At 69.7% G+C, this 23,455-nt stretch carries 21 protein-coding genes, 4 pseudogenes and 1 riboswitch; of the genes and pseudogenes, 13 read left to right on the plus strand and 12 right to left on the minus strand.

What is annotated here, in order from left to right:
* Positions 1-132 precede the first annotated feature (132 nt).
* A complete protein-coding gene (locus tag IE262_RS32440) occupies positions 133-1,416 on the minus strand; it encodes an extracellular solute-binding protein (RefSeq protein ID WP_134029583.1) in 1,284 nt (427 codons plus the stop codon).
* Between the two features lie 353 nt (positions 1,417-1,769).
* Between IE262_RS32440 and IE262_RS32445 the strand changes: the two genes are divergently transcribed.
* Both IE262_RS32445 and IE262_RS32450 read left to right on the plus strand, forming a co-directional pair.
* Complete coding sequence (locus IE262_RS32445; RefSeq protein WP_189878722.1) at positions 1,770-2,534, plus strand: GntR family transcriptional regulator; 765 nt, start codon at positions 1,770-1,772, stop codon at positions 2,532-2,534.
* Positions 2,535-2,555: 21 nt separating this feature from the next.
* Positions 2,556-2,750, plus strand: a pseudogene (locus tag IE262_RS32450) (carbon starvation CstA family protein); the annotation flags it as partial.
* Positions 2,751-2,951: 201 nt separating this feature from the next.
* Here IE262_RS32450 and IE262_RS40725 read toward each other — a convergent pair.
* From IE262_RS40725 to IE262_RS40735, 3 genes and pseudogenes are all read right to left on the minus strand, one after another.
* A pseudogene (locus IE262_RS40725) lies at positions 2,952-3,245 on the minus strand (zinc ribbon domain-containing protein); the annotation flags it as partial.
* Between the two features lie 46 nt (positions 3,246-3,291).
* Positions 3,292-3,522: pseudogene (locus IE262_RS40730) on the minus strand (transposase); the annotation flags it as partial.
* A 174-nt stretch (positions 3,523-3,696) separates the two neighbouring features.
* The gene (locus IE262_RS40735) at positions 3,697-3,906 is read right to left on the minus strand and encodes a hypothetical protein (RefSeq protein ID WP_444545235.1); all 210 of its coding nucleotides are present in this window, start codon (positions 3,904-3,906) and stop codon (positions 3,697-3,699) included.
* A gap of 109 nt (positions 3,907-4,015) precedes the next feature.
* Here IE262_RS40735 and IE262_RS32460 point away from each other — a divergent pair.
* The 7 genes and pseudogenes from IE262_RS32460 to IE262_RS32490 all read left to right on the plus strand — a co-directional run.
* Positions 4,016-4,440: pseudogene (locus tag IE262_RS32460) on the plus strand (carbon starvation CstA family protein); the annotation flags it as partial.
* Positions 4,437-4,622 carry a YbdD/YjiX family protein gene (locus tag IE262_RS32465; protein WP_308432823.1) on the plus strand — a complete coding sequence of 62 codons (186 nt, stop codon included), beginning with the start codon at positions 4,437-4,439 and terminating at the stop codon, positions 4,620-4,622. The pseudogene IE262_RS32460 and the gene IE262_RS32465, both read left to right, overlap by 4 nt.
* A 156-nt stretch (positions 4,623-4,778) precedes the next feature.
* On the plus strand, positions 4,779-5,042 hold the full coding sequence (locus IE262_RS32470; RefSeq protein ID WP_189878726.1) for a DUF3311 domain-containing protein: 264 nt from the start codon (positions 4,779-4,781) through the stop codon (positions 5,040-5,042).
* Positions 5,039-6,661, plus strand: coding sequence for a monocarboxylate uptake permease MctP (mctP, locus tag IE262_RS32475; RefSeq protein ID WP_189878728.1), 1,623 nt, complete (start codon positions 5,039-5,041; stop codon positions 6,659-6,661). The genes IE262_RS32470 and mctP overlap by 4 nt, the downstream gene beginning before the upstream one ends.
* 117 nt (positions 6,662-6,778) lie before the next feature.
* The gene (locus IE262_RS32480; protein ID WP_189878729.1) at positions 6,779-7,282 is read left to right on the plus strand and encodes a GNAT family N-acetyltransferase; all 504 of its coding nucleotides are present in this window, start codon (positions 6,779-6,781) and stop codon (positions 7,280-7,282) included.
* Between the two features lie 52 nt (positions 7,283-7,334).
* Positions 7,335-7,472, plus strand: a riboswitch (cobalamin riboswitch).
* 123 nt (positions 7,473-7,595) lie between these two features.
* Positions 7,596-9,968, plus strand: a complete 2,373-nt coding sequence (locus IE262_RS32485; RefSeq protein WP_189878731.1) for a ribonucleoside-diphosphate reductase subunit alpha — start codon at positions 7,596-7,598, stop codon at positions 9,966-9,968.
* On the plus strand, positions 9,968-10,987 hold the full coding sequence (locus IE262_RS32490) for a ribonucleotide-diphosphate reductase subunit beta (protein ID WP_134029573.1): 1,020 nt from the start codon (positions 9,968-9,970) through the stop codon (positions 10,985-10,987). The genes IE262_RS32485 and IE262_RS32490 overlap by 1 nt, the downstream gene beginning before the upstream one ends.
* Positions 10,988-11,121: 134 nt before the next feature.
* Here IE262_RS32490 and def read toward each other — a convergent pair whose 3' ends face one another.
* From def to IE262_RS32530, 8 genes are all read right to left on the minus strand, one after another.
* Positions 11,122-11,772 carry a peptide deformylase gene (def, locus tag IE262_RS32495; RefSeq protein WP_189878733.1) on the minus strand — a complete coding sequence of 217 codons (651 nt, stop codon included), beginning with the start codon at positions 11,770-11,772 and terminating at the stop codon, positions 11,122-11,124.
* A gap of 163 nt (positions 11,773-11,935) precedes the next feature.
* Positions 11,936-12,916: a tetratricopeptide repeat protein gene (locus tag IE262_RS32500; RefSeq protein ID WP_189878735.1), complete on the minus strand. Its 981-nt coding sequence runs from the start codon at positions 12,914-12,916 to the stop codon at positions 11,936-11,938.
* A gap of 165 nt (positions 12,917-13,081) precedes the next feature.
* Complete coding sequence (locus tag IE262_RS32505; protein WP_229877697.1) at positions 13,082-14,323, minus strand: HD-GYP domain-containing protein; 1,242 nt, start codon at positions 14,321-14,323, stop codon at positions 13,082-13,084.
* Entirely contained in the window at positions 14,320-15,642 is a 1,323-nt protein-coding gene (locus tag IE262_RS32510) for an HD-GYP domain-containing protein (protein WP_134029567.1), read from the minus strand. The genes IE262_RS32505 and IE262_RS32510 overlap by 4 nt, the downstream gene beginning before the upstream one ends.
* Before the next feature lie 198 nt (positions 15,643-15,840).
* Entirely contained in the window at positions 15,841-16,143 is a 303-nt protein-coding gene (gene rsrA, locus IE262_RS32515; RefSeq protein ID WP_134029565.1) for a mycothiol system anti-sigma-R factor, read from the minus strand.
* Complete coding sequence (sigR, locus tag IE262_RS32520; RefSeq protein ID WP_189878737.1) at positions 16,140-16,823, minus strand: RNA polymerase sigma factor SigR; 684 nt, start codon at positions 16,821-16,823, stop codon at positions 16,140-16,142. The genes rsrA and sigR overlap by 4 nt, the downstream gene beginning before the upstream one ends.
* A 302-nt stretch (positions 16,824-17,125) precedes the next feature.
* Positions 17,126-17,779 (minus strand): alpha/beta hydrolase family protein, encoded by a 654-nt coding sequence (locus IE262_RS32525; protein ID WP_189878739.1) that lies wholly within the window; start codon positions 17,777-17,779, stop codon positions 17,126-17,128.
* Positions 17,780-17,867: 88 nt separating this feature from the next.
* A complete protein-coding gene (locus IE262_RS32530; protein ID WP_189878741.1) occupies positions 17,868-18,683 on the minus strand; it encodes an SOS response-associated peptidase in 816 nt (271 codons plus the stop codon).
* Between the two features lie 228 nt (positions 18,684-18,911).
* Between IE262_RS32530 and IE262_RS32535 the strand changes: the two genes are divergently transcribed.
* The 4 genes from IE262_RS32535 (at position 18,912) to IE262_RS32550 (ending at position 23,388) form a co-directional block, all read left to right on the plus strand.
* Positions 18,912-20,156: a sugar ABC transporter substrate-binding protein gene (locus IE262_RS32535; protein ID WP_189878743.1), complete on the plus strand. Its 1,245-nt coding sequence runs from the start codon at positions 18,912-18,914 to the stop codon at positions 20,154-20,156.
* A 5-nt stretch (positions 20,157-20,161) separates the two neighbouring features.
* Positions 20,162-21,154 carry a carbohydrate ABC transporter permease gene (locus tag IE262_RS32540; protein ID WP_189878745.1) on the plus strand — a complete coding sequence of 331 codons (993 nt, stop codon included), beginning with the start codon at positions 20,162-20,164 and terminating at the stop codon, positions 21,152-21,154.
* The gene (locus tag IE262_RS32545) at positions 21,151-22,050 is read left to right on the plus strand and encodes a carbohydrate ABC transporter permease (RefSeq protein WP_189878746.1); all 900 of its coding nucleotides are present in this window, start codon (positions 21,151-21,153) and stop codon (positions 22,048-22,050) included. Before IE262_RS32540 ends, IE262_RS32545 begins: the two co-directional genes overlap by 4 nt.
* Positions 22,051-22,185: 135 nt before the next feature.
* On the plus strand, positions 22,186-23,388 hold the full coding sequence (locus tag IE262_RS32550; RefSeq protein WP_189878748.1) for a glycoside hydrolase family 1 protein: 1,203 nt from the start codon (positions 22,186-22,188) through the stop codon (positions 23,386-23,388).
* Positions 23,389-23,455: the final 67 nt, after the last annotated feature.

The raw sequence follows: 23,455 nt of genomic DNA on the forward strand, positions 1-23,455 counted from the left end.
GCGCGCTCCTCAGCGGTCCCTCAGGTCGTACGGCCTGGTCCTGTCGTCAAACTCCCGCCCTCCGGGCGGACGACGGGAGTTTGACGACAGGACCTGGAGGGACTCCGCCGGTGACGGAGTCCCGCTCGCAGGTCATGGGGTGTTGATGACCTTGTCGATCGCGGCGTCCGCCTCCTTGGCCGCCGCCTCGACCGACTTCTTGCCGGTGCCGATGTTCTGCAGCATGGTCTGCAGGATCTGGGCCTTCTCGACCTGTCCCCAGCCCGGCGCCATCGGGACGAACCAGTTGGACTCGGCGGCGGTGGCCGGGACGGCCGTCGCCGGGTCGCTCTTCAGGGTGGCGAGGTCGGTCTTGTTGTTGGGCAGGTTGCCCTTGGCCATCAGGCCCTTCTGGCCGGAGGGGCCGGTGAATGCGTTGATCCACTCGGCGGCGACGGCCCGGGCGTCGGACTTCACCGGGACGGCGAGGTCGGAGCCGCCGAGGAAGACGGGCATGTTCTTGCCGGACGGGCCCGGCATGACGAAGTTCTCCAGGTTGTCCTTGAGCTTGCCGGTCTTGTCGTTCTTCGGGTCCGCGGCGGTCGCGCCCTCCCAGGCGGCGGCGAAGATCATGGCCGACTTGCCCTGGCCGTAGACGATGTAGCGGTCCGACTCGTCCTTGGTCTTGTCACCCTGCATATACGTGTCGATGACGTTCTTGAACTCCTCCAGGCCCTTGACGGACTCGGGCGAGGACAGGGTGGCCTTCCACTGGCCACCCTCCTCCTTGGCGATGGCGCCGCCGGCGTCGTACACGAAGGACATGGCCGCGTACCAGTCACGGGTGGGCTGGTACCAGGCGTTGAACTTGCCGCCCTCCTTCTTCTGGATCTTGTCGAGGGCGGCGGTGAGCTCGTCGTACGTCTTCGGCGGGGACGTGATGCCGGACTGCTTCGCGATGTCCCCCCGCCAGGTGGCGACACGGCCGCCCGCGTAGTAGGGGACGCCGTATGTCTTGCCGTCGTACGTCACGGAGGTCTTGAGACCGTCGAGCCAGGCGTCCGCGTTGTCGAACTCCGACGGTTCAAGGGGGGCGAAGGCGCCCTTGACCATGTAGCCGAGCATCTCGGTGTTGCCCATCTCGACCACGTCGGGCGCCTTGTCGGTGGCGAGGACGGCGTCGAGTTTGGCGTTCTTGTCGGGCCAGCCGTAGTACTCGTGCTTGATCGTGATGCCCGGGTGCTTCTTCTTGACCGCCGCGTCGGCGGCCTTCACCAACTCCGGCCAGTTGTTCTGCGCGTCCACCGTGAGCCAGACCGTCAGCTCCTTGGCATCCGCCCCCTGGCCGGACCCCCCGGCCTTGCTGCCGCCCCCACACGCAGCGACGGAAACCATCATGCCCGCGATACCGATCACGGCTGTCAGCTTGCGCTTCACGCCACCCTCCTCAGACACTGGACCAATGGTGTAGACCAGTGCGCCGAGCTTGGCCCAGACCAATAGGCGTGTCAAGGGTGTTCGAGTGCGCTCTCACCAGCCGTTATGGGACCTACATATGCAGGGACCTTTAAGTAAGAAGCCGACGAAAACAGCGAGCCCCGTGCGCACGATCGGGTAGACCACTTCGCCGCGACGGGCAGGGGCGGTGGACTAGACCAGCGAGGGACGCGAGGGTATACAGAGGGATCACGGAGCGTGCGGGGAACACCCGCACCCGAAGCCGTGCCACGATGTGAGCCGTGACCGAGATCCATCGGTCGCGTCGGCACAGGGAGCCGGGAAGGCGGAGCATGAGCACCGACGTCAGCAGTGCGGAGAACGAGAACGGGACCACTGTCCGTACCGCGCGCGTGCCCAAGTACTACCGTCTGAAAAAGCACCTCCTCGACATGACGGAGACGCTGCCGCCGGGCACCCCCGTACCGCCGGAGCGCACGCTGGCCACCGAGTTCGACACCTCGCGCACGACCGTGCGGCAGGCCCTCCAGGAGCTGGTCGTCGAGGGCCGCCTGGAGCGCATCCAGGGCAAGGGCACGTTCGTCGCCAAGCCGAAGGTGTCGCAGGCCCTCCAGCTCACCTCGTACACCGAGGACATGCGCGCCCAGGGCCTCGAACCCACCTCGCAGCTCCTGGACATCGGCTACATCACCGCCGACGACACGCTCGCCGGGCTGCTCGGCATGTCCGCCGACGGCCGGGTGCTGCGCATCGAGCGGCTGCGCATGGCGAACGGCGAGCCGATGGCGATCGAGACGACCCATCTGTCCGCCAAGCGCTTCCCCGCGCTGCGCCGGTCCCTGGTCAAGTACACGTCCCTCTACACGGCGCTGGCCGAGGTGTACGACGTCCACCTCGCCGAGGCCGAGGAGACCATCGAGACGTCCCTGGCCACCCCCCGCGAGGCCGGCCTCCTCGGCACCGACGTCGGCCTGCCGATGCTGATGCTCTCCCGCCACTCCCTGGACAAGGAGGGCAAGCCGGTGGAGTGGGTGCGGTCCGTGTACCGAGGTGACCGGTACAAGTTCGTGGCGCGGCTCAAGAGGCCTCAGGAATAGGGCGTCGTCGGCGCATCCGGCTGGAAGCCCGGCCTGGTCATCACCAGCGGCATCGTCTGTGGGCTGTAGGGCTACTTCCCGTGGGTGGGCGCCCACGAACCCCTCGGCGGCATCAACCGGCTGTTCCCCATCTTCGGCATCTCGAACCAGCTCCTGGCGGCCGTCACCCTCGCCGTGTGCACCACGCTGCTGGTGAAGTCCGGGCGCGTCAACTACCCGGGACCGGAAGTTCCGGGCTTGCACAACGGGCGTCACTGGCGGTGATGCTGCGTTTGCGTCCAGCCCCCTCCGCCGGCGCGGTGGGGCAGGGGCCGTTGACTGGGCCCCGCGTCGCCACAACTCCCACGCTCTGGCACGGATGTTGCGGGAGCCGTTCCGGTCTGCGTGATCAACGAATCCGCAGGACCGGCATGCGAACCAGGCCTGGGAGACCCGGTTCGCTCGGTCGATGTGCCCGCACTCGGCGCAGGTGCGGGAGGTGTACGCCGGATCGACATACACCACCGGCACCCCTGCCCGGCGGGCCTTGTAAGCGATGAAGCTGCCGAGCTGGGCGAAGGTCCAGCTGGAGTGGGTGGCCCGTTGGGGCTTGCGAAGCCGTACCCGCTCGCGGATGCCCGTCAGGTTCTCCAGGGCGATCCCGCGACCGGTGCTCCCCCACGCTCGGCTTCGCTCGCGCGGGAGGTGCCCCCATTGCCTCGGCCACCACATATTTCGCGATCTTGTGGTTGATGTCCTTCGCCCGCCGTGCTTCCTTCCGACGCCGCTTCTTCAGCCGGCGCTTGGCGGACGGGGTGTTCTTCTTCTGCAGCTTGGTGCGCAGCTTGCGCTCCCGGACCCGGATTCGGTTGAGCTCACGCCCGGCCGTGATCTCACCGTCGGAGGTGGTGGCGATGTTCACGATGCCCAGGTCGATCCCGAGGAAGTCCGCCGGGTCCGTGTTCAGCGGTGCCTCGGGCACCTCGCAGGTGGCCGGCAGGAACCACATGCCGTCCCGGCAGACGAGATCGGACTCGCCCCGCCGGTAAAGGCTGCGCCCCGTCCGGGCGGAAGGCGACCGGTTTCTCGGTAGCCCTGCGGTACCGCCTGGAACCGGGCCTGCCCAGGTTCCCGGCCTTCGGATTGGCCTTGAGCGTGGCGTACGCGTCGCACGTCTTCTTGATCAGTGCTGAGCGGCCTGCGCCCCCAGCCCCCATCGGGCCCTCACCTCACCGTAGGTGTGCCCACGCAGCGCGAAGGGCCGCTTCACCCCCTTGTCGAAGGCCACACCACTGACCCAGGTGGCGGCCTCGTTGCAGGCGTGCAGGGTCGCCTCAAGTGCCGCCACCTGCACCAGCGTCGGCAGCAGCCTGATCTGCACAACCAGCTTCACGATCACTCAACGTACACACGCGTACGACAACCCACCGCACGTTCACCCCCAACCACCCGACCGAGTGAACCCGCCCCCGCAGCATCCCCGGCTCCGCTCACGAAAGATCAGGCTGAAGTGGGCCTGGATCACCGGCGTTCCCTCGCCTGGGACGCCACGGTGACGCTCACCGCGAGCTGGCAGAAGGTGTTCTCCAGCGACCCGCGCGTGGGCTTCTTCCAGCAGCGCGAGGTCTACCAGGACGGCATCGACGCGGGGAAGGTGCTCCCGCCCGCCAAGAGCATGGACGACATGCACACCATCGTCACCAACTCCACGGTGGACGGCGTCCTTTCGGCGGCCCTCGCGCTCCTCGTCGTCGTGGTCGTGGACGCGGCGCGTGTCTGCGTCCGGCACGTACGCCGCCCGGCGCTCTCCACGCTGAGCGAGGCCTGATACGTGAAGTCGAGGATCGTCGCCCCGGCGGGGCTGTTCCCGACCCGTGAGGAGAAGGAGGAGGCCCGCGATGCGGTCGGTACTGGGCAGGGCGGTTGAGGCGGCCCAGGGGCGTGCGCTGGTACGTACGGGAGTTGACCGGCGAGTCGGCGTACGACCGTTACGTGGCGCACCTGCGCGCGGGCCACCCGGACGCTCCGGTGCCGTCCCGGCGGGAGTTCGAGCGCATGCGGACCGACCGGCAGGAGTCCGATCCCCGGCAGGGGTTCCGCTGCTCCTGAGTTGGCCTGCCGCCGGTCCCGTGGGGGTGCGGTCCCGTGCGGGTGAGCACACAACCTCCGCATCCGATATCCGGACGGGGGGTTCCGTACGGCGAGAACGTCCCTTACATTTCCTGCGCGTTGCACAGGTGATCAGCGAGGGGACGGAGCCGGAACATGTCGGATGCGCCTGAAGTGAAACCGCCGGTGGTGACACCGGTACGAGTGGTCATCGCCCTGTGCCTGTTCGCCCCGTTCGTGGCGATGCTCTGGGTCGGCTCGTACGCCAAGACCGACCCCACGCTCATCGGCATCCCGTTCTTCTACTGGTACCAGATGGCCTGGGTGCTCATCTCCACGGCGCTCACCGCGACCGCGTACAAGCTGTGGCAGCGTGACCAGCGTGCCCGTGCCGCGTCGAAGGGTGGTGCGCAGGCGTGAAGGACGGCGTGAACGGCGTCGCGCTCGCCGTCTTCATCTTCTTCTTCCTGGCCGTCACGGTCATGGGCTTCCTGGCCGCCCGCTGGCGCAAGGCCGAGAACGAGCACAGCCTCGACGAATGGGGCCTGGGCGGACGGTCGTTCGGCACCTGGGTCACCTGGTTCCTGCTCGGCGGCGACCTGTACACGGCCTACACCTTCGTGGCGGTGCCGGCGGCGATCTACGCGGCGGGTGCGGCCGGCTTCTTCGCGGTGCCCTACACGATCCTGATCTACCCGCTGATCTTCACGTTCCTGCCCCGTCTGTGGTCGGTGTCCCACAAGCACGGCTACGTGACGACGTCGGACTTCGTGCGCGGCCGGTTCGGCTCGAAGGGCCTGTCGCTGGCGGTGGCCCTCACCGGCATCCTGGCGACGATGCCGTACATCGCGCTCCAACTGGTCGGCATCCAGGCCGTGCTGGACGTGATGGGTGTCGGCGGCGGCGAGAACACCCACTGGTTCATCAAGGACCTGCCGCTGCTGATCGCCTTCGGTGTGCTGGCCGCGTACACGTACTCCTCGGGTCTGCGTGCCCCGGCGCTGATCGCGTTCGTGAAGGACACGCTGATCTACCTCGTCATCGCGGTGGCGATCATCTACATCCCGATCAAGCTGGGCGGCTTCGACGAGATCTTCGCCAAGGCGGGGGACGCGTTCGCCCAGACCAACCCGGCGACGGACAAACCACGCGGTGCCGTCGTACCGCCGGAGGCCGGCCACTGGACGTACGCCACCCTGGCTCTCGGCTCGGCGCTCGCGCTCTTCATGTACCCGCACTCGATCACGGCGACGCTGTCCTCGAAGAGCCGTGAGGTGATCCGCCGCAACACCACGATCCTGCCGCTGTACTCCCTGATGCTGGGCCTGCTCGCGCTGCTGGGCTTCATGGCGATCGCGGCCGGCATCAACGTCAGCAACGGGCAGCTGGCCATCCCTCAGCTGTTCGAGGACATGTTCCCGGACTGGTTCGCGGGCGTGGCCTTCGCGGCGATCGGCATCGGCGCGCTCGTCCCGGCGGCCATCATGTCCATCGCGGCCGCGAACCTCTTCACCCGCAACATCTACAAGGACTTCCTCAAGCCGGACGCGACGGCCGAGCAGGAGACCAAGGTCTCGAAGCTGGTGTCGCTCCTGGTGAAGGTGGGCGCCCTGGCGTTCGTCCTCACGATGGACAAGACGGTCGCCATCAACTTCCAGCTGCTGGGCGGCATCTGGATCCTGCAGACCTTCCCGGCGCTGGTCGGCGGCCTGTTCACACGCTGGTTCCACCGCTGGGCGCTGCTCGCGGGCTGGGCGGTCGGCATGGTGTACGGCACGGTGGCCGCGTACGGTGTCGCTTCCCCGACCCAGAAGCACTTCGGCGGCTCCAACGCGGAGATTCCGGGTCTCGGCGAGATCGGCTACATCGGTCTGACGGCGTTCGTGCTCAATGTGATCGTCACGGTCGTCCTCACCTTCGTCCTGAAGGCGGCCAAGGCCCCCGAGGGAATCGACGAGACGAAGCCGGAGGACTACACGGCGGACGCGGGCGACAAGGGTGTGTCGGTGGTACTGCCGAAGGTGGGCGCCGGTCACTGAGGGCGGCGCGGGGTCTGCCCCCACTCCTCGAACGCCGGACGGCTGAGTATTCAGCCCGTCCGGCGTTTTGACGACGCGGCCGTCAAGACCGACGAGCCGTCCGGCACACTCCTCACCATGGACATCACGATCAGGCAGGCGCGACCCGACGAGTACGGGGCGATCGGGGAGATCACCGCGCAGGCGTACCTGGGCGACGGTCTGCTCGACTTCGGGGAGAGCGACGCGTACCTCGGCGAGCTGCGGGACGTGGCCAAGCGGGCCGCGGCGGCCGAGGTGTTCGTCGCCGTCGGGGACGGCCGGGTGCTCGGCGCGGTGACCTTCGTGGCGGCCGGCGGGCCCATGGCCGACATCGCGCGCCCCGGCGAGGCGGAGATACGGATGCTCGCGGTAGCCGGTGAGGGCCGGGGCCGGGGTGCCGGGGAGGCGCTCGTCCGTGCGTGCGTCGAGCGGGCGCGGGCCACGCCCGGCTGCGTCCGCATGGTCCTGTCCACCCAGCGCTCCATGCACGCGGCCCACCGGCTCTACGAGCGCCTGGGGTTCACCCGCACTCCCGACCGCGACTGGAACCCGCTCCCGGAGCTCGACATCGCTCTCCTGACCTATGAACTGACACTCTGACACCACCACGACACAACATGTGGGGCCGCTTCCGCAGCCCGGCACAAGATGTATGCTCATGCTCGCTGTCGCCGCAGGGGAATCCGGTGCGAATCCGGAACTGTCCCGCAACGGTGTACTTGCGTGTGTCCGTCATGCCCGGCACGCACGCACGGTCAGTCCGAGGACCTGCCGACAGTGCGCCCGGCCGTCCGGTCCGGGTGCCTGACGTCCGGGCCTCGTGGAATGGGCCGGTGGACGCGACGCCGTGTGCGCTCGTGAGCTGCCCCCTGTCCTCCGCAAGGTCCCGTGCCGAGCGAGGGAGTGCCCCCACGTGACCATCGCGCCAGCCGACCCTGTTTCAGCAGCCACCCCACGGGATCACGACGGCCCTGGAACCGCGCTGCTGCGGACCCTGACCGAGCTGACCGCCGACCTTCCCGACGCCGACGCCGGACGGGTCGCCGCCGCCGCGCTGCGCGGCCGGTCCGCGCACGCCGACGACACGGAGCTGCGCGAGCTGGCCACCGAGGCGGCGGCCGGTCTCATCTCGGAGGACCCGGCGTACTCGAAGCTGGCCGCCCGGCTGCTGGCGATCGGTATCGCGGCCGAGGCCGCCTCGCAGGGCGTCACGTCGTTCTCCGAGTCCGTCGCCGTGGGCCACCGTGAAGGTCTCATCGCCGACCGCACCGCCGCGTTCGTACGGGTCCACGCGGCCGGTCTCGACGCGCTGATCGACACGGGCGCCGACGACCGCTTCGGCTACTTCGGGCTGCGTACGCTGCACAGCCGGTACCTGCTCCGGCACCCGATCACCCGCAAGGTCGTCGAGACGCCCCAGTACTTCATGCTGCGCGTCGCCGCCGGTCTCGCCGAGGACGACGCTCCCCGGTCCGTGGACGAGGTCGCCGCGCTCTACGGACTGATGAGCCGCCTCGACTACCTCCCCTCCTCCCCCACGCTCTTCAACTCCGGCACCCGGCACCCCCAGATGTCGTCCTGCTACCTCCTCGACTCCCCGAAGGACGAGCTGGACTCCGTCTACGACCGCTACCACCAGGTCGCCCGGCTGTCGAAGCACGCGGGCGGCATCGGCATCGCGTACTCCCGCATCCGTTCCCGCGGTTCACTGATCCGCGGCACGAACGGGCACTCCAACGGCATCGTGCCGTTCCTGAAGACCCTCGACGCCTCGGTCGCCGCCGTGAACCAGGGCGGCCGGCGCAAGGGCGCGGCCGCGGTCTACCTGGAGACCTGGCACGCGGACATCGAGGAGTTCCTGGAGCTGCGGGACAACACCGGTGAGGACGCCCGCCGTACGCACAACCTGAACCTCGCGCACTGGATCCCGGACGAGTTCATGCGCCGGGTCGACGAGGACGGCGTCTGGTCCCTGTTCTCCCCGGCCGATGTGCCCGAGCTGGTGGACCTGTGGGGCGAGGAGTTCGACGCCGCGTACCGCAGGGCCGAGGCCGCGGGGCTCGCCACGAGGACCATCCCGGCCCGCGACCTGTACGGCCGCATGATGCGCACCCTCGCCCAGACCGGCAACGGCTGGATGACCTTCAAGGACGCCGCCAACCGCACGGCCAACCAGACGGCCGAGCCCGGCCATGTCGTCCACTCCTCGAACCTGTGCACCGAGATCCTGGAGGTCACGGACGACGGGGAGACGGCGGTCTGCAACCTGGGGTCCGTCAATCTCGGCGCGTTCGTCGACCGGACGGCCGGCGGCATCGACTGGGAGCGGCTCGACGCCACGGTCCGCACGGCCGTCACCTTCCTCGACCGCGTCGTCGACATCAACTTCTACCCGACCGAGCAGGCGGCCCGCTCGAATGCCGGGTGGCGGCCCGTCGGCCTGGGCGCGATGGGCCTCCAGGACGTCTTCTTCCAGCTGCGCCTGCCCTTCGACTCCCCCGAGGCCAAGGCCCTCTCCACCCGTATCGCCGAGCGCATCATGCTCGCCGCGTACGAGACCTCCGCCGACCTCGCCGAGCGCCACGGGCCCCTGCCGGCCTGGGAGAAGACCCGTACCGCCCGGGGCGTCCTGCACCCCGACCACTACGACGCGCAACGGACCTGGCCGGAGCGCTGGTCGGCGCTGCGCGAGCGGATCGCGCCGACGGGCCTGCGCAACTCCCTCCTCCTCGCGATCGCCCCCACCGCCACCATCGCCTCGATCGCGGGCGTGTACGAGTGCATCGAGCCGCAGGTCTCCAACCTGTTCAAGCGCGAGACCCTGTCGGGCGAGTTCCTCCAGGTCAACTCGTACCTGGTGAACGACCTGAAGGAGCTCGGCGTCTGGGACGACCGCACCCGCGAGGCGCTGCGCGAGTCGGGCGGCTCCGTGCAGGACTTCGGCTGGATCCCGGACGACGTACGCGCCCTGTACCGCACGGCCTGGGAGATCCCGCAGCGCGGCCTGATCGACATGGCCGCCGCCCGCACCCCGTTCCTGGACCAGTCCCAGTCCCTGAACCTGTTCATGGAGACCCCGACCATCGGCAAGCTCTCCTCGATGTACGCGTACGCCTGGAAGTCAGGTCTGAAGACGACGTACTACCTGCGCTCCCGCCCGGCGACCCGCATCGCCCGCGCGGCCCAGGCTCAGACCCGAGCCACCGTCCCCGCCCAGCAGGCGACCTCCGAAGAGGCGATCGCCTGCTCCCTGGAAAACCCCGAGTCCTGCGAGGCCTGCCAGTAATGACCAGCACCACCCGTAACGCCCGTCTCCTCGACCCGGGCTTCGAGCTGACCCTGCGCCCGATGCGTTACCCCGACTTCTACGAGCGCTACCGGGACGCGATCAGGAACACCTGGACCGTGGAGGAGGTCGACCTCCACTCGGATGTGTCAGATCTCGCGAAACTGTCGCACAGTGAGCAGCACCTCATCGGCCGCCTGGTCGCGTTCTTCGCGACGGGCGACTCGATCGTGGCGAACAATCTGGTGCTGACGCTCTACAAGCACATCAACTCCCCCGAGGCACGCCTGTATCTGAGCAGGCAGCTCTTCGAGGAGGCCGTCCACGTCCAGTTCTACCTGACACTGCTGGACACCTACCTCCCCGACCCGGAGGACCGCGCCGCCGCCTTCGCGGCCGTCGAGAACATCCCCTCCATCCGGGAGAAGGCCGAGTTCTGCTTCCGGTGGATGGACTCGGTGGAGAAGATCGACCGGCTGGACAGCGAGGCCGACCGCCGCCGGTTCCTGCTCAACCTGATCTGCTTCGCCGCCTGCATCGAGGGGCTGTTCTTCTACGGGGCCTTCGCGTACGTCTACTGGTTCCGCAGCCGGGGCCTGCTGCACGGACTGGCGACCGGCACCAACTGGGTGTTCCGCGACGAGACGATGCACATGAGCTTCGCCTTCGACGTCGTGGACACCGTCCGCAAGGAGGAGCCGGACCTCTTCGACGACGAGCTCCAGCAGCAGGTGACGGACATGCTGCGGGAGGCCGTCGAGGCCGAGTTGCAGTTCGCACGCGACCTGTGCGGTGACGGCCTGCCGGGGATGAACACCGACTCGATGCGGCAGTATCTGGAGTGCGTGGCCGACCAGCGTCTGACGCGCCTCGGCTTCGCCCCGGTGTACGGCTCCGAGAACCCCTTCTCGTTCATGGAGCTTCAGGGAGTCCAGGAGCTGACCAACTTCTTCGAGCGGCGGCCCTCGGCGTACCAGGTCGCGGTGGAGGGTTCGGTCGGCTTCGACGAGGACTTCTGATCCCCGGCCGACTCCACACGCCGGTTCTTCTGCTCGGCCTCCCTGAGCTGACGACCGGCACCACGCCGTACCCAGGCGTGTACCGGCGTACGTTCAGAGGGCCGGAGGCCGCCTGAACGTACGCCGAGGGGGGCTCAGTCGTTCGGGACGACCGGGTACCGCGGCTCGTTCTCGGCCATCTGGCGCAGCGCGTCCTTGCGCTCGCGCTTGGAGAGCCGGTCGATGTAGAGGTAGCCGTACAGGTGGTCCGTCTCGTGCTGGAGGCAGCGCGCGAAGTAGCCGGTGCCGCGCACCTTGATCGGGTTGCCCTTCTCGTCCTGCCCGGTGACCTCGGCGTAGTCGGGACGGGCGAGCGGGGCGTACGCGGTCGGCACGGAAAGGCAGCCCTCGTTGCTGTCGTCCAGCCGGCGCTTCTCGGCGGGCAGGTCGACGAGCTTGGGGTTGCAGACCACGCCGACGTGCCGGGTGCCCTCGTCGTCCATGCAGTCGTACACGAAGACCTTCAGGTCGACGCCGATCTGGTTGGCGGCCAGGCCCACGCCCTCGGCGGTGCGCTGGCTGGTGAACATGTCGTCGACCAGCCCCGCGAGCTCGTCGTCGAACTCGGTGACGTCCTTGCACTCCGTGTGCAGCACCGGGTTCCCGACGACGGTGATCGGACGCGAGGTGCCGCGCTCGCGGTACGCCTGCTCGCGCTCCTCGCAGTCCTCCGTGTCGATGACGAAGCCCTCGTCGTCCACGGGGAGCACGCCCGCGTGCTGCTGATCGGTGTCCTGCTGCGCCATGACCGACGTATGCCTTCCTGGGATCCTCAAGAAAAGATGCGGGTACAGCGTACGGGGGCTGCGCCCCTTCAGGGGCGCGGGGAACTGCGCGAGCAACCACGCACAACCCGCGGGTTCAAGCAACCGAACGCACAACGGCGCTCTGAGCGGAGCGCACTCGCGCTCAGCAAACCTCTTCCAGGTCCCGCCAGTCCCGGGAGTCAGGACTGTCAGCAACCCACCCGTCCAGCAACCCCCGCACCAGTGAAGCCGGCGCAGCAATCCCGCACTCGCGCTCGGGCACCCACAGCTGCCCGTCCGTGCGGTGGCCCAGCGGGCCGGGGTGACCGGGCTCACTGTGATCGTGCGGATCGAGATGGTCGCCGTCGCCCTCGTCGGACGGCATGCGTGACTCCGAGCACAGCCGGCACAGCAGCCGCACCGAGGACGACCAGTCCTCCGCGGCGAAGCCGGCGTCGGCGGCGAGCTGCTCCAGGGCGTCCCGGTCGTCCTCCGTCGCGGCCTCCAGGAGCACCACCCACGTGGGCACCGGCGACGGCGCCCACAGCTCGATCTCGTCGAACACCGGGTACGCGTGCCCGGCGGCCGTGGTCCGCTCGCCGTGCGGCACCCCGTCGTGCAGGACGACCTCGCCCCAGCGGCGGCCGGAGGACGGCAGCGGAATGGAGAGCACCTCGATCCGGGCGGGGTCCAGCCGGCGCCCCCACACGACCTCGGCCTCGCCCTCCGGCGACAGCCGCACGGCAGCGCTGCCCAGTTCCATGCCGACGGGCTCCCCGGAGGCTCCGGGGCCGCCGGGCACCCGAAGCCCGTACGCCTGCCAGGCCCGCCGGGCCAGCGGCCAGTCCTGCAGCGCGGTGGCGGCGATCCCGACGTTCCACCAGTCGGGCGCCCCGGTCTCCCGGTCGAGCAGCGCGACAGCCCTGAGGCCCGCGGCCCGCGCCTGCTCCCAGTCGTGCCGGAACTTGTGCAGCAGCGCGAGGTTGAACCAGGACTCGGACAGCCAGGGCTCCAGGTCCGCGGCCCGCGTCAGCAGCGCGCCCGCGTCCTCGTACCGCCCGTCGCCGATCAGCGTGAACGCGCGGTCGGTGGCCTGCCGCCAGGAGGCGGAGGGCCGGTGCCGTCCCTTGCCGAAGATCCTCACGATTCCCGCCTGCCAGTTCCGTCCCGTTCGGTGGAGTGGGCTGGCTCAGTGCCCCCGGACACCCTCTCCCTCGCATCCAACCACGTACGGCTGGAAGGACGCTCATTACCCATGGGTTACCCAGCCCTGGTCCGGGTCAGACCGCCCATTCCCCCAGAACAGGCCCTAAGCGCCCCAGGGCGCCGCCGTGCCGCTCCGCTGGTTCAGCAGTACCCGGGCCAGTGACTCGACCACCTCGGGCTGGTAGTCCCGGGCGGTTCCCAGCCGCAGTTCCTCCAGTGCCCGCAGCGGCCCGTCCGGACCGGCGTCGCGCGTCTTCTCCTCGTAGGCGTTCACGGCCCGTACGATCCGCGCGCTGACCGGCTGGTCCCGGTACGGGTCCGCCTGGCGCTCGACGACCACCGCGACCTCGGCGTCCACCCCGGTCTGCCGTACGACGGCACCGCCGAGCAGCGCGATCCGCCGCTGCTCCTCGGCGGGCAGGACGGCGGTGGCCCCGGCGGGGACGGGGTCGACCAGGGAGAGCTGCCCGATGTCGTGCATCAGGGCCGCGTACTCCAGCACGGTCAGCTCCGGTCCGGACATGCCCAGCTCCCGCCCCACGGCCCGGCTGAGCGCGGCCACGCGCCGGGCGTGGCCCGCGGGGGTGTATCCGGCGATCTCGGTGGCCCGCGCGAGGGAGGCGATGGTCTGCCGGTACGTGGCGCGCACGGCCGCGTACCGCCGGAAGGAGAGCTGGGTGAGGAGCAGCGGCAGCGAGAACACGGGCAGCGCCCACAGGCCGACGACGGCCACCGCGAGGGACATCACCACACCGGTGGCGCACACGGCGGACCCGATGCCGAGCAACGCCCGCAGCTCGTCGCGCAGCAGCGGGCTGAGCGGCCAGCCCGTCCGCGAGCGGGCCAGCACCGCGGCGAGCACGGCGTCGCACAGCACGGCGAGGACCAGCAGCGCGACGACGAGCAGCACGTACGCGGGCCCGCTCCACTCCCGCAACGCGTCCGGGCCGCGCAGCGGCTGGAAGCAGACGGCGGCGAAGGTGACCGTGAGGACGCGCCGGGCGAGGTGGTCGGCGGTGGGTCCCTGTCCCCGGGCGACATGCGGCACGCATCCGGCGAGCGCGGCCGCGACGACCACGGCGACGACCTGCGCCGTGCCGTGCCGTGCGGCCTCCCCGCCGTTCACCCCGAACAGCGCGTACGCGAGCGCCCCGGCGGCTCCGAGCGGCGCCGGCTCCCGCCCTTCGGCACCGCGCCACCGGGAGAGTTCACCCACGCCGACGAGCAGCCCGAAGGCGAGGGCCGCTCCGGGTTCTTCGAGCCCCTGCCAGAGGGTGTGGGCGAGGCCGGTGACGGCGACGAGGGCGGCGGATCCATGGACGAGGACGACGATCGGGTGCCTCACGAGCCGGCCTCCGCACGCAGGGGCGCGCTCTGTGGCGGGACGTTTCCGCGCTGATCGTCGCCGTCCGCGGTGACCGCCGGATGCCAGCCGTGCCGCCCGAGGGCCCGCGCGAGCGCCTCGACCATCTCGGGATCGAACTGCGTCCCCGCGCACCGCTCCAGTTCCTCCAGCGCGTCCGCGACCGGGCGGGCCCGCCGGTAGCACCGGGTCGAGGTCATCGCGTCGAACGCGTCGGCGACCGCCACCACCCGTGCGCACTCAGGGATCTGATCGCCCGTCAGTCCGTAGGGGTACCCGCCGCCGTCCAGCCGTTCGTGGTGGTGCAGGATCGCCAGCCGGGCCTCGCCGAGGAACCCGATCCCCCGCACCATCTCGTGCCCGTACTCGGGATGCAGTTCGATGACCCTCCGTTCCTCGGGGGTCAGCGGCCCGTTCTTGCGCAACAGCCGGGTGGGGACGCCGAGTTTGCCCACGTCGTGCAGGATGCCGGCGAAGCGGAGCACTTCGATCCGCGCGTCGTCCATGCCGAGTTCACAGGCGATCATCCGGGAGGCCCGGCCGACCCGCTCACTGTGCCCGCGGGTGTACCCGTCCTTGATGTCGACGGCCTGCACCAGGGCGCGGATGGTGGCCTGGTGGGCCGCCCGCTCCCGGTGGTACTGCTCGAACACCCAGCAGGACACGTACATCGGCAGCAGCACGAGCAGCGCGGCGACCGGCCCGTAGTGGCTGCGCCACAGCACCGCCATCATCAGCCCCGCGAGGCCGTGCACGGCGGCGGGAGCGAGGGACCGCGGGAAGAGCCCGCGCCAGGCGTTCCGCACGGGCACCCGCTCGGCCAGGGCCAGGATCCCGCCGTCGAGGGCGGTCAGGACCGCGCAGAACACCAGGACGGCGGCACCCACGGGCACCAGCGCGTCCGGGAAGTGGGGCTGGGCGACCGCGTCCCGGCCGGCCAGCGCCCCGTGCACCCGGGACGCCGCCCAGACGGCGAGGCCGAGCCGGGCCGCCCGCCACACGCGCCGCAGCCCGCGCGGCCGCTGTTCGACCCGCGCGAGGAGCGCACCCGGAACCGCCACGAGCGCGGCGGCCGCAGGCGGCAACAGGAAGGCCCCGGCCAGCAGGACGGGGGTGTGCCATCGGGGAGGACACCCCCCGGACCCCCCGGACGTGAGGTGCTCGCACCCGGCGTACAGCGCCGCGAGCAGGCCCACCGCCCACCATGGAACGTGAACGCCCGGCACGGGAGCGAGGCAGACCAGAGCACCTGCGACGACACAGGCGACGTACAGACGTGCCCATGCCGGAACCGACCCCATCGCGCTCCTCCCCTTTTCCGGCTCCGGAGCCTAGGGCGGGGCGGGGCACAGGGGGGCGGCTATGGCCGGAATCGTCGGGCACACGCGAGGCGCATTACCCCGTCCGGGTGATCGAACCCTCTGATACTCGTACGTTCATCCGGGTCTCGCACGGGCATTCAGTGCGCCACGCGCAGGGCGGGGACCCGGGCCGGACGTTCACGACTCCTGTGGAGTCACCGTCACGTCGTGCTCGGGGACGGCCTGCCCGGAACGGATCATCTCGATCCGCCCCATGACCTTGGCGCGCAGATCGGTCGGCACGTCGTCCTGCCCGCAGCACCGCTTGACCAGCTTCTTCACGGCCTGCTCCAGCCCGTACTTCTCCAGGCACGGCGAGCATTCCTCGAAGTGGTGCTCGAACTTGGTGCAGTCGGCGTCGGGCATCTCACGGTCGAGAAACTCGTAGAGATGATCGAGGATCTCGCTGCAATCCGTCTCGTGCGGCTCTCCGCAGCTCATGAGCCCGAGCCTTTCGCTTCGTTCGACTCCCCGGCGCCGGCCGGGACCAGCCCACGGTCACGGGCGTAGTCCTCCAGCATGCCGCGCAGTTGACGGCGGCCGCGGTGGAGGCGGGACATCACCGTACCGATGGGTGTCCCCATGATGTCCGCGATCTCCTTGTACGCAAAGCCCTCCACGTCCGCGAGGTAGACGGCGATGCGGAATTCCTCGGGGATCGCCTGCAGCGCTTCCTTGACGTCCGAGTCGGGCAGGTGGTCGAGCGCCTGCGACTCGGCGGAGCGCAAGCCCGTCGACATGTGCGACTCGGCGCGCGCCAGCTGCCAGTCCTCGATCTCCTCGGCCGCGCTGCGCTGCGGTTCGCGCTGCTTCTTGCGGTACGAGTTGATGAAGGTGTTCGTGAGGATCCGGTACAGCCACGCCTTCAGGTTGGTGCCCTCACGGAACTGGTGGAAGGACGCGTACGCCTTCGCGTACGTCTCCTGCACCAGGTCCTCGGCGTCGGCCGGGTTGCGTGTCATGCGCAGCGCGGCCGAATACATCTGGTCCAGGAATTCGAGCGCGTCCCGCTCGAAGCGCGCACTGCGCTCGGCGGTCGTCTCCGTGCCGCCACCCCGGCCCTCGGGCTGCTCCGCCTGGCCGTTTTCGGTCCCTGCGTCGGTCCCAGTGACCGGACCCACCTCCTCCAGAGTCTGGGCAGGACCGAAACCGATCCCACTCGAATCGGAGAATAGACGACCTTCGGCCGGGGCTGCTTGCACTTCAGTTCCACCTGCCGCCCGAACAGAGGTGGTCTTGGCCGCGTGCAGCACCGACCAGTCCAGGTCGCTGGCGCTGCGACGGCTCGGGCAGATGGTCGAACCCATGCGGCGGACTCCCTCTCGTACGAACGGGTCAGCGCGTTCCCGCACTGTCTGATCCCAGCGCGTTCCCACGCTGTCTGATCCGCACAACAGTCACCCGGGGCCCGGCATTCCCGCCCTCACCGCAGTGACGTACTCCACTGTGTGACGGCGTCGGTGACGATCTCCAGCGCCCGGTCCTGATCGAGGGGCGCCCGCTTCGGCACGGCGAAGCCGTGATCGCCGTACGGCACCTCCACGAACTCGTACGCGCCCTGCGGGAACTCCTCCGGCCGGCCGAACGGGTCGTTCCCACCCTGCACCACGAGGGTGGGCACCCCGGCGCCGAGCAGCTCGTCGGCACGGGACTTCTCGGGCCTGCCCGGCGGGTGCAGCGGGAAGCTCAGCGCGAGGACGGCCGCGGCGCCGAGTTCCGTCGCCGTACGGCAGGCCACGCGGGCGCCCGCGCTCCGGCCGCCCGCGATCACGGGGAGCCCGGGGCGCGCCAGCGCGGGCCACAGACCCCGCCAGCCCGCGTCCAGGGTCTTGGGGGCGGGCGCGACCTTCTTGCCCGCCACCCGCCAGGGCTGTTCGACGAGCGCGACGGTCACCCCCTGGCCGGGGAGGGTGCGGGCCAGCGCCTGGAGATCGCGCGCCTCGATGCCGCCGCCGGCGCCGTGGCTGACGGCGAGGACGAGCCGTGCCTTCTCCGCCGTGCGCCAGGTGACCCGGGCCGTCCCGGCGTCCGTCTCGACCGTCTCGACCGTCTCGACCGTCTCGACCGTTTCAACCATCTCAACAGTCTCGATGATCTCGGCCACATCAGGACGCACATCAGAAGTCGCGTGGGAAGTCACATGGGAAGTCGCGTCAGAGCTCACGTCAGAAGAGTGTGCCCTCCTCGGGCCCCTCCAGCTCCTTCAGCAGCTCCGGGCCGTTGTTGCGGACATTGCTGACGGCGGTGGTCACGGGGTAGGCGCGCATCAGTCCGGCGGGCGGCGGGGCCAGCAGCTCACGCAGGTCGTCGAGGCCGGTGCGGGCCGGGTCCAGCCAGGCGTCCCAGCGGTCCGGGGTGAGCATCAGCGGCATCCGGGGGTGGATGTCGGCCAGGGAGTACGGGCCGTCGGCGGGCGCGACGGCGAGCGGGGTGGTCTCCGCCTCGGTCGTGATCACGGAACAGGTGACCCACCACGCCTGCGGGTGCTCGTCCGGCAGCGTCCTGTCCCGCCAGAACTCGTACAGCCCGGCCATCGCGAACACCGAGCTGTCGGCGGGGAGCACGAAGTACGGCTGCTTGCGGGGCCGCTTCTTCTTCCCCTCGACCTCCAGGTCCCGCTCCTGCTTGCCGGTGACCCACTCGTAGTAGCCGTCGGCGGGCAGGATGCAGCGCCGGGAGGCGAAGGCACGGCGGTACGAGGGCTTCTCGTGGACGGTCTCGGCGCGGGCGTTGATCATGCGGGCCCCGCCCTCGGGCGTCTTGGACCAGGAGGGGACGAGGCCCCATCTCAGCCTGCGGAGCTGGCGAACCGGCCGTTTGTCCTCGACGTTCTTCAGCGGGCGGTCGAGGACCGCGTAGACCTCTTTGGTGGGAGCCACGTTGTAGTCGGGCTCCAAGGTCTCCTCGGGCTCCCACTTCTCGACCTCGAAGATTCCTGCGAGATCCTCTGGCCTGCGACTGGCCGAATACCGTCCGCACATGTCGAACCACCCCTCCGATCTGTGAAGACGGTAGAACATCACGCGCCTGAGCTGCCGGTGCCCGGAGCACATCCCCCACAGCTTCCGCGATCCGCGTCCAGTCCGTTACGAGAGCGTAACCAGCACCCCACTTGCCAGCCTTTCACCATGTGCCACAAGGTTCTGTATGCGCTTACAGACAGCGCATACATCGGCCAATGCCTCGGCCATGCTCAAGGAGGAGCACCCATGCACCACGCCGCCAGAACCGCCTCGTTCGCCCTTGTGGCGGCGTCCGCTCTCGTCCTCACCGCGTGCGGTGGCTCGGGGAACGCGGACGTGGGTGCCGACGCGAAGCAGACGCTGACCGTCTGGGCCATGGGCACGGAGGGCGAGAAGCTCGCCGACGTGGCCAAGGCGTACGAGAAGGCCCACCCCAACATCACCGTCAAGGTGACCCCGGTCGGCTGGGACGTGGCGCACCAGAAGCTCGTCGCCGCGGCCGCCGCGAGCAAGCTCCCCGACGTGATGCAGATGGGTTCGACGTATCTGGGCGAGTTCGCCGAGATGGGCGCTCTGGAGCCGGTCGACACCAAGGTCTTCGAGAAGGGTGACTTCTTCCCGGCCGCCTGGGATCAGGGGATCTACGACGGCGAGGCCTATGGGGTTCCCTGGTACGTCGACACCCGCGTCCTGTACTACCGCACCGATCTGGCGAAGAAGGCGGGCCTCAAGGGCGCCCCGGGCACCATGGCGGACCTGCAGAAGGCGGCCGCGGCCTATCGCGACAAGGCCGGCACCAAGTGGGGACTGTCCATCCAGCCGAGCGGACTGGACGCCGTGCAGAGCTTCTACCCCTTCCTGTACTCGGCGGGCGGCGCCGTCCTCGACGACAGCGCCAAGCCCGTCGTCAACAGCCCCGCCGCCGTCAAGGCGCTGGAGAACTACGGCAGTTACTACAGCAAGGGACTGAGCGACAAGACGTTCCGGCCCGGCTACGACGTCACGAAGGACTTCAACACCGGGGCCGTGCCGATGTTCTTCAGCGGACCGTGGATCGTGGGCCTGCTCAACGACAACTACCCCGACCTCAAGGGCAAGTGGGCCGTCGCCCCCGTACCGGCGGACAAGGCCTCGGTCTCGTTCGCCGGCGGGTCCAGCCTCACCATCTCCGCGGACAGTCCGCGCAAGGCCGCCGCCGAGGAGTTCATCACCTACCTCACCGACGCCAAGGGTCAGACCGACTGGTACGAGCGCACCAAGGACCTGCCCGCCAACACCCAGGCATGGGACGCCGGTGAGCTCGCCACCGACGCGAACCTGACGGTGTTCCGGAAGCAGATGGAAACCGCCGAGGCCATCCCCGCCCAGCCCAAGCTCACGGAGATCACCTCCAAGGTCGACGAGGCCATAGGGGCGGTCACCCAGGGCAAGTCCTCCGCGAAGGCGGCCCTGGACAAGGCGCAGTCCGCGATCGAGAGCCTGGTGGGATAGTCCGGATGCCCCTCGTGACCGGATCGGCCGCGGACGACGCGACCGTGACCAAGACCCGGCGGTCCGGCGGTGCACAGCCGCCGGCCGCGGGATCGCGGCGGCACGGCCGACGTCGTTCGCTGGGCCGGCACACGCTGCACGGGTGGCTGTTCTCCACCCCCTTCCTGGTGCTGTTCGGCGTCTTCATGCTCTTCCCGATCGTGGCGACGCTCTGGATGAGCTTCACCGACTTCGGGGTACGCGACGTCAGGCAGCCCCTGGAGGCGCAGTTCGTCGGCCTGGACAACTACACCAGGCTGTTCGGCGACGACACCTTCCGCACGGCCCTGTTCAACACCGCCTACTTCGTCGTGGTCGGCGTACCGCTGACCATCGTGCTCGGCCTGCTGGTGGCGCTGATGCTGAACAACGGCATCGACCGGGCCCGCACCTTCTTCCGGGTCGGCTTCTACGCTCCCGTCGTCACCTCCATCGTGGCGGTCGCCGTCGTCTGGCGCTTCGTGCTCGACCCGTCGGACGGCCTGATCGCCGGCCTCGCCACCGAACTCGGCACGAAGGCGCCGGACTTCCTCGGCTCCGGGACCTGGGCCATGCCGTCGCTGATCCTGCTCGCGGTCTGGCGCAACCTGGGCACCGTCATGGTGCTGTTCATCGCCGGCCTGCAGGCGATCCCCACCGAGGTGCGGGAGGCCGCGCGACTGGACGGCGCAGGCGGCTGGCAGGAGCTGCGGCGCATCACCGTGCCACTGCTGCGGCCCACCATGCTCTACGCCACCGTCATCACCACCATCGGCTACCTCAACGTCTTCGAGGAGCCCTTCGTGATGACCCAGGGCGGCCCCGGCGACGCCACCCTGACGGTGTCCCTGAACATGTACCGGGAGGGCTTCAACTTCTTCCACATGGGTTATGCGAGCGCCATGGCGTACGTCCTGTTCGTGGTGATCATGGGCATCACGGTGCTCCAGCTCCGACTGCTGAAGGACAACACGCGATGAGCGCCCCGACCGCCTCCGCCCCGGCCGCCTCCGCACCGACCGACCCCGCCCCGGCCGGCCGACGCCGCGAGGGCCGCGTACGCCGGCCCGTGCTGTACGTTCTCGCGTCGCTGGGCCTGCTGGTGATGGCGACGCCGTTCCTGTGGATGGCGCTGTCCGCCTTCAAGACCAGGCAGGACCTGACGGCCAGCCCACCGGTATGGATCCCGTCGCGCTGGACGCTGGACAGCTTCAGCGCGCTGCTGGACCAGCTGGACATGCCGCGCTACTTCGTGAACTCGCTGGTCGTGGCCGTCATGGTGACCGTCTGCAACCTGCTGTTCTGCTCGATGCTCGGCTACGCGCTCGCGAAACTCGACTTCGCGGGCCGCTCCAAGGTCTTCGCCACCGTGCTGGCCGCGCTGATGGTGCCGGGCAACCTGTTGATCCTGCCCCTGTACGTGCTGATGAGCGGGCTGAACCTCATCGACACCTACGCCGGGCTCGTCCTGCCCTTCGCCGCGAGTGCCTTCGGCGTCTTCCTGATGCGGCAGTTCATGCAGACGGTGCCGGACGAACTGCTGGAGGCGGCCAGGATCGACGGCGCCGGTGAGTGGTACATCTTCTGGCGCATCGTGTTGCCCCTGGTCAAACCCGCGCTCGCCACGCTGGCGATCTTCACGTTCCTCGGCTCGTGGAACAACTTCGTCTGGCCGCTGGTCGCCACCAACGACCCGGGCAAGTACACGCTCCCGGTGGCACTCGCGACCTTCGCCAACGACCCCAACCGCACGGTCGCCGGCGGCAACGGAATGCTCATGGCCGGCTCCCTGCTGGTGGTACTGCCCGTCCTGGCCGTCTTCGCCCTGCTGCAACGCCACTTCACCCAGGGCATCGCGACCGCCGGCCTGAAGTAGCCGAGCAGCCCCACGGCAGGCACTGCCCTTGAACAGCCCTGAGCAGCTCTGAGCAGTCCTCGGGCGACCGCGCCGACCGTGCCACGCCCGCGCGCCCGGCCCGCCCCTCCACGATCACACAGACAGAAACGGACGATGACCCACACCTCCCTCCCCTTCCCCGACGGCTTCCTGTGGGGCGCCTCCACCGCCGCCCACCAGATCGAGGGCAACAACGTCAACAGCGACTGGTGGCGCAAGGAACACGACCCGGCGGCCGGAATCCACGAACCGAGCCTGGACGCCTGCGACAGCTACCACCGCTGGGAGCAGGACATGGACCTGCTCGCCCACCTCGGCTTCACCGACTACCGCTTCAGCGTCGAGTGGGCACGCGTGGAACCGGCCCCCGGCGCCTTCTCCCGCGCCGAGATCGCGCACTACCGCCGCATGGTGGACGGCGCCCTGGCCCGCGGGCTGCGCCCCATGGTGACCCTGCACCACTTCACCGTGCCGCAGTGGTTCGAGGACCGCGGCGGCTGGACGGCCGACGGCGCCGTGGAGTTGTTCGCCCGGTACGTCGAGCACTGCGCGCCGATCATCACCGACGGTGTCCGCCACGTGTGCACCATCAACGAGCCCAACATGATCGCCGTGATGGCGGGCCTCGCCAAGCGGGGCGAGCAGGGCTTCCCGCCCGCCGGACTGCCGTTCCCGGACGAGGAGACCACCCACGCGGTGATCGCCGCGCACCACGCCGCGGTCAAGGCGGTCCGGGCCGCGAACCCGGACATCCAGGTCGGCTGGACCATCGCCAACCAGGTCTACCAGGCCCTGCCCGGAGCCGAGGAGGTCACCGCCGCCTACCGCCACCCCCGCGAGGACGTCTTCATCGAGGCCGCCCGCGGCGACGACTTCCTCGGCGTCCAGTCCTACACCCGCACCAAGATCGGACCCGACGGGCCCGTCCCCGCCCCCCAGGACGCCGAGCGCACGCTGACGCAGTGGGAGTACTACCCCGCCGCCGTGGGCCACGCCCTGCGCCACACCGCCGACGTCATCGGCCGCGACATGCCGCTGATCGTCACCGAGAACGGCATCGCCACCGGCGACGACAGCCGCCGCGTCGACTACTACACCGGAGCACTCGCGGCGGTCGCCGCCGCCATCGAGGACGGCATCGACGTCCGGGGCTACCTGGCCTGGAGCGCCCTGGACAACTACGAGTGGGGCTCCTTCGCCGCCACCTTCGGCCTCATCGCGGTGGACCGGGTCACCTTCGAGCGCACCCCCAGGCCGTCCGCCGCATGGCTCGGCGGCCTCGGCCGCACCCGCGAACTGCCACGCAACGCCTCCTGACGCCCCCGCCACCTCTCGTCCCCCTGTGCCCGGGAGCCGGTGGGCCCTGACACCCACCGGCTCCCGC

The organism is Streptomyces bluensis, from assembly GCF_014650715.1.
In the GTDB taxonomy this organism is placed as follows: domain Bacteria; phylum Actinomycetota; class Actinomycetes; order Streptomycetales; family Streptomycetaceae; genus Streptomyces; species Streptomyces bluensis.

Excerpts from the sequence above, each read along its gene's own strand:
- def (WP_189878733.1), bottom strand. The coding sequence starts at position 11,772 with ATGGCGCAGCAGGACACCGATCAGCAGCACGCGGGCGTGCTCCCCGTG.
- IE262_RS32490 (WP_134029573.1), top strand. The coding sequence starts at position 9,968 with ATGACCAGCACCACCCGTAACGCCCGTCTCCTCGACCCGGGCTTCGAG.
- IE262_RS32470 (WP_189878726.1), top strand. The coding sequence starts at position 4,779 with ATGTCGGATGCGCCTGAAGTGAAACCGCCGGTGGTGACACCGGTACGA.
- IE262_RS32535 (WP_189878743.1), top strand. The coding sequence starts at position 18,912 with ATGCACCACGCCGCCAGAACCGCCTCGTTCGCCCTTGTGGCGGCGTCC.
- IE262_RS32445 (WP_189878722.1), top strand. The coding sequence starts at position 1,770 with ATGAGCACCGACGTCAGCAGTGCGGAGAACGAGAACGGGACCACTGTC.
- IE262_RS32525 (WP_189878739.1), bottom strand. The coding sequence starts at position 17,779 with ATGGTTGAAACGGTCGAGACGGTCGAGACGGTCGAGACGGTCGAGACG.
- IE262_RS32540 (WP_189878745.1), top strand. The coding sequence starts at position 20,162 with ATGCCCCTCGTGACCGGATCGGCCGCGGACGACGCGACCGTGACCAAG.
- IE262_RS32550 (WP_189878748.1), top strand. The coding sequence starts at position 22,186 with ATGACCCACACCTCCCTCCCCTTCCCCGACGGCTTCCTGTGGGGCGCC.
- IE262_RS32545 (WP_189878746.1), top strand. The coding sequence starts at position 21,151 with ATGAGCGCCCCGACCGCCTCCGCCCCGGCCGCCTCCGCACCGACCGAC.
- rsrA (WP_134029565.1), bottom strand. The coding sequence starts at position 16,143 with ATGAGCTGCGGAGAGCCGCACGAGACGGATTGCAGCGAGATCCTCGAT.
- IE262_RS32530 (WP_189878741.1), bottom strand. The coding sequence starts at position 18,683 with ATGTGCGGACGGTATTCGGCCAGTCGCAGGCCAGAGGATCTCGCAGGA.
- IE262_RS32480 (WP_189878729.1), top strand. The coding sequence starts at position 6,779 with ATGGACATCACGATCAGGCAGGCGCGACCCGACGAGTACGGGGCGATC.
- IE262_RS32510 (WP_134029567.1), bottom strand. The coding sequence starts at position 15,642 with ATGGGGTCGGTTCCGGCATGGGCACGTCTGTACGTCGCCTGTGTCGTC.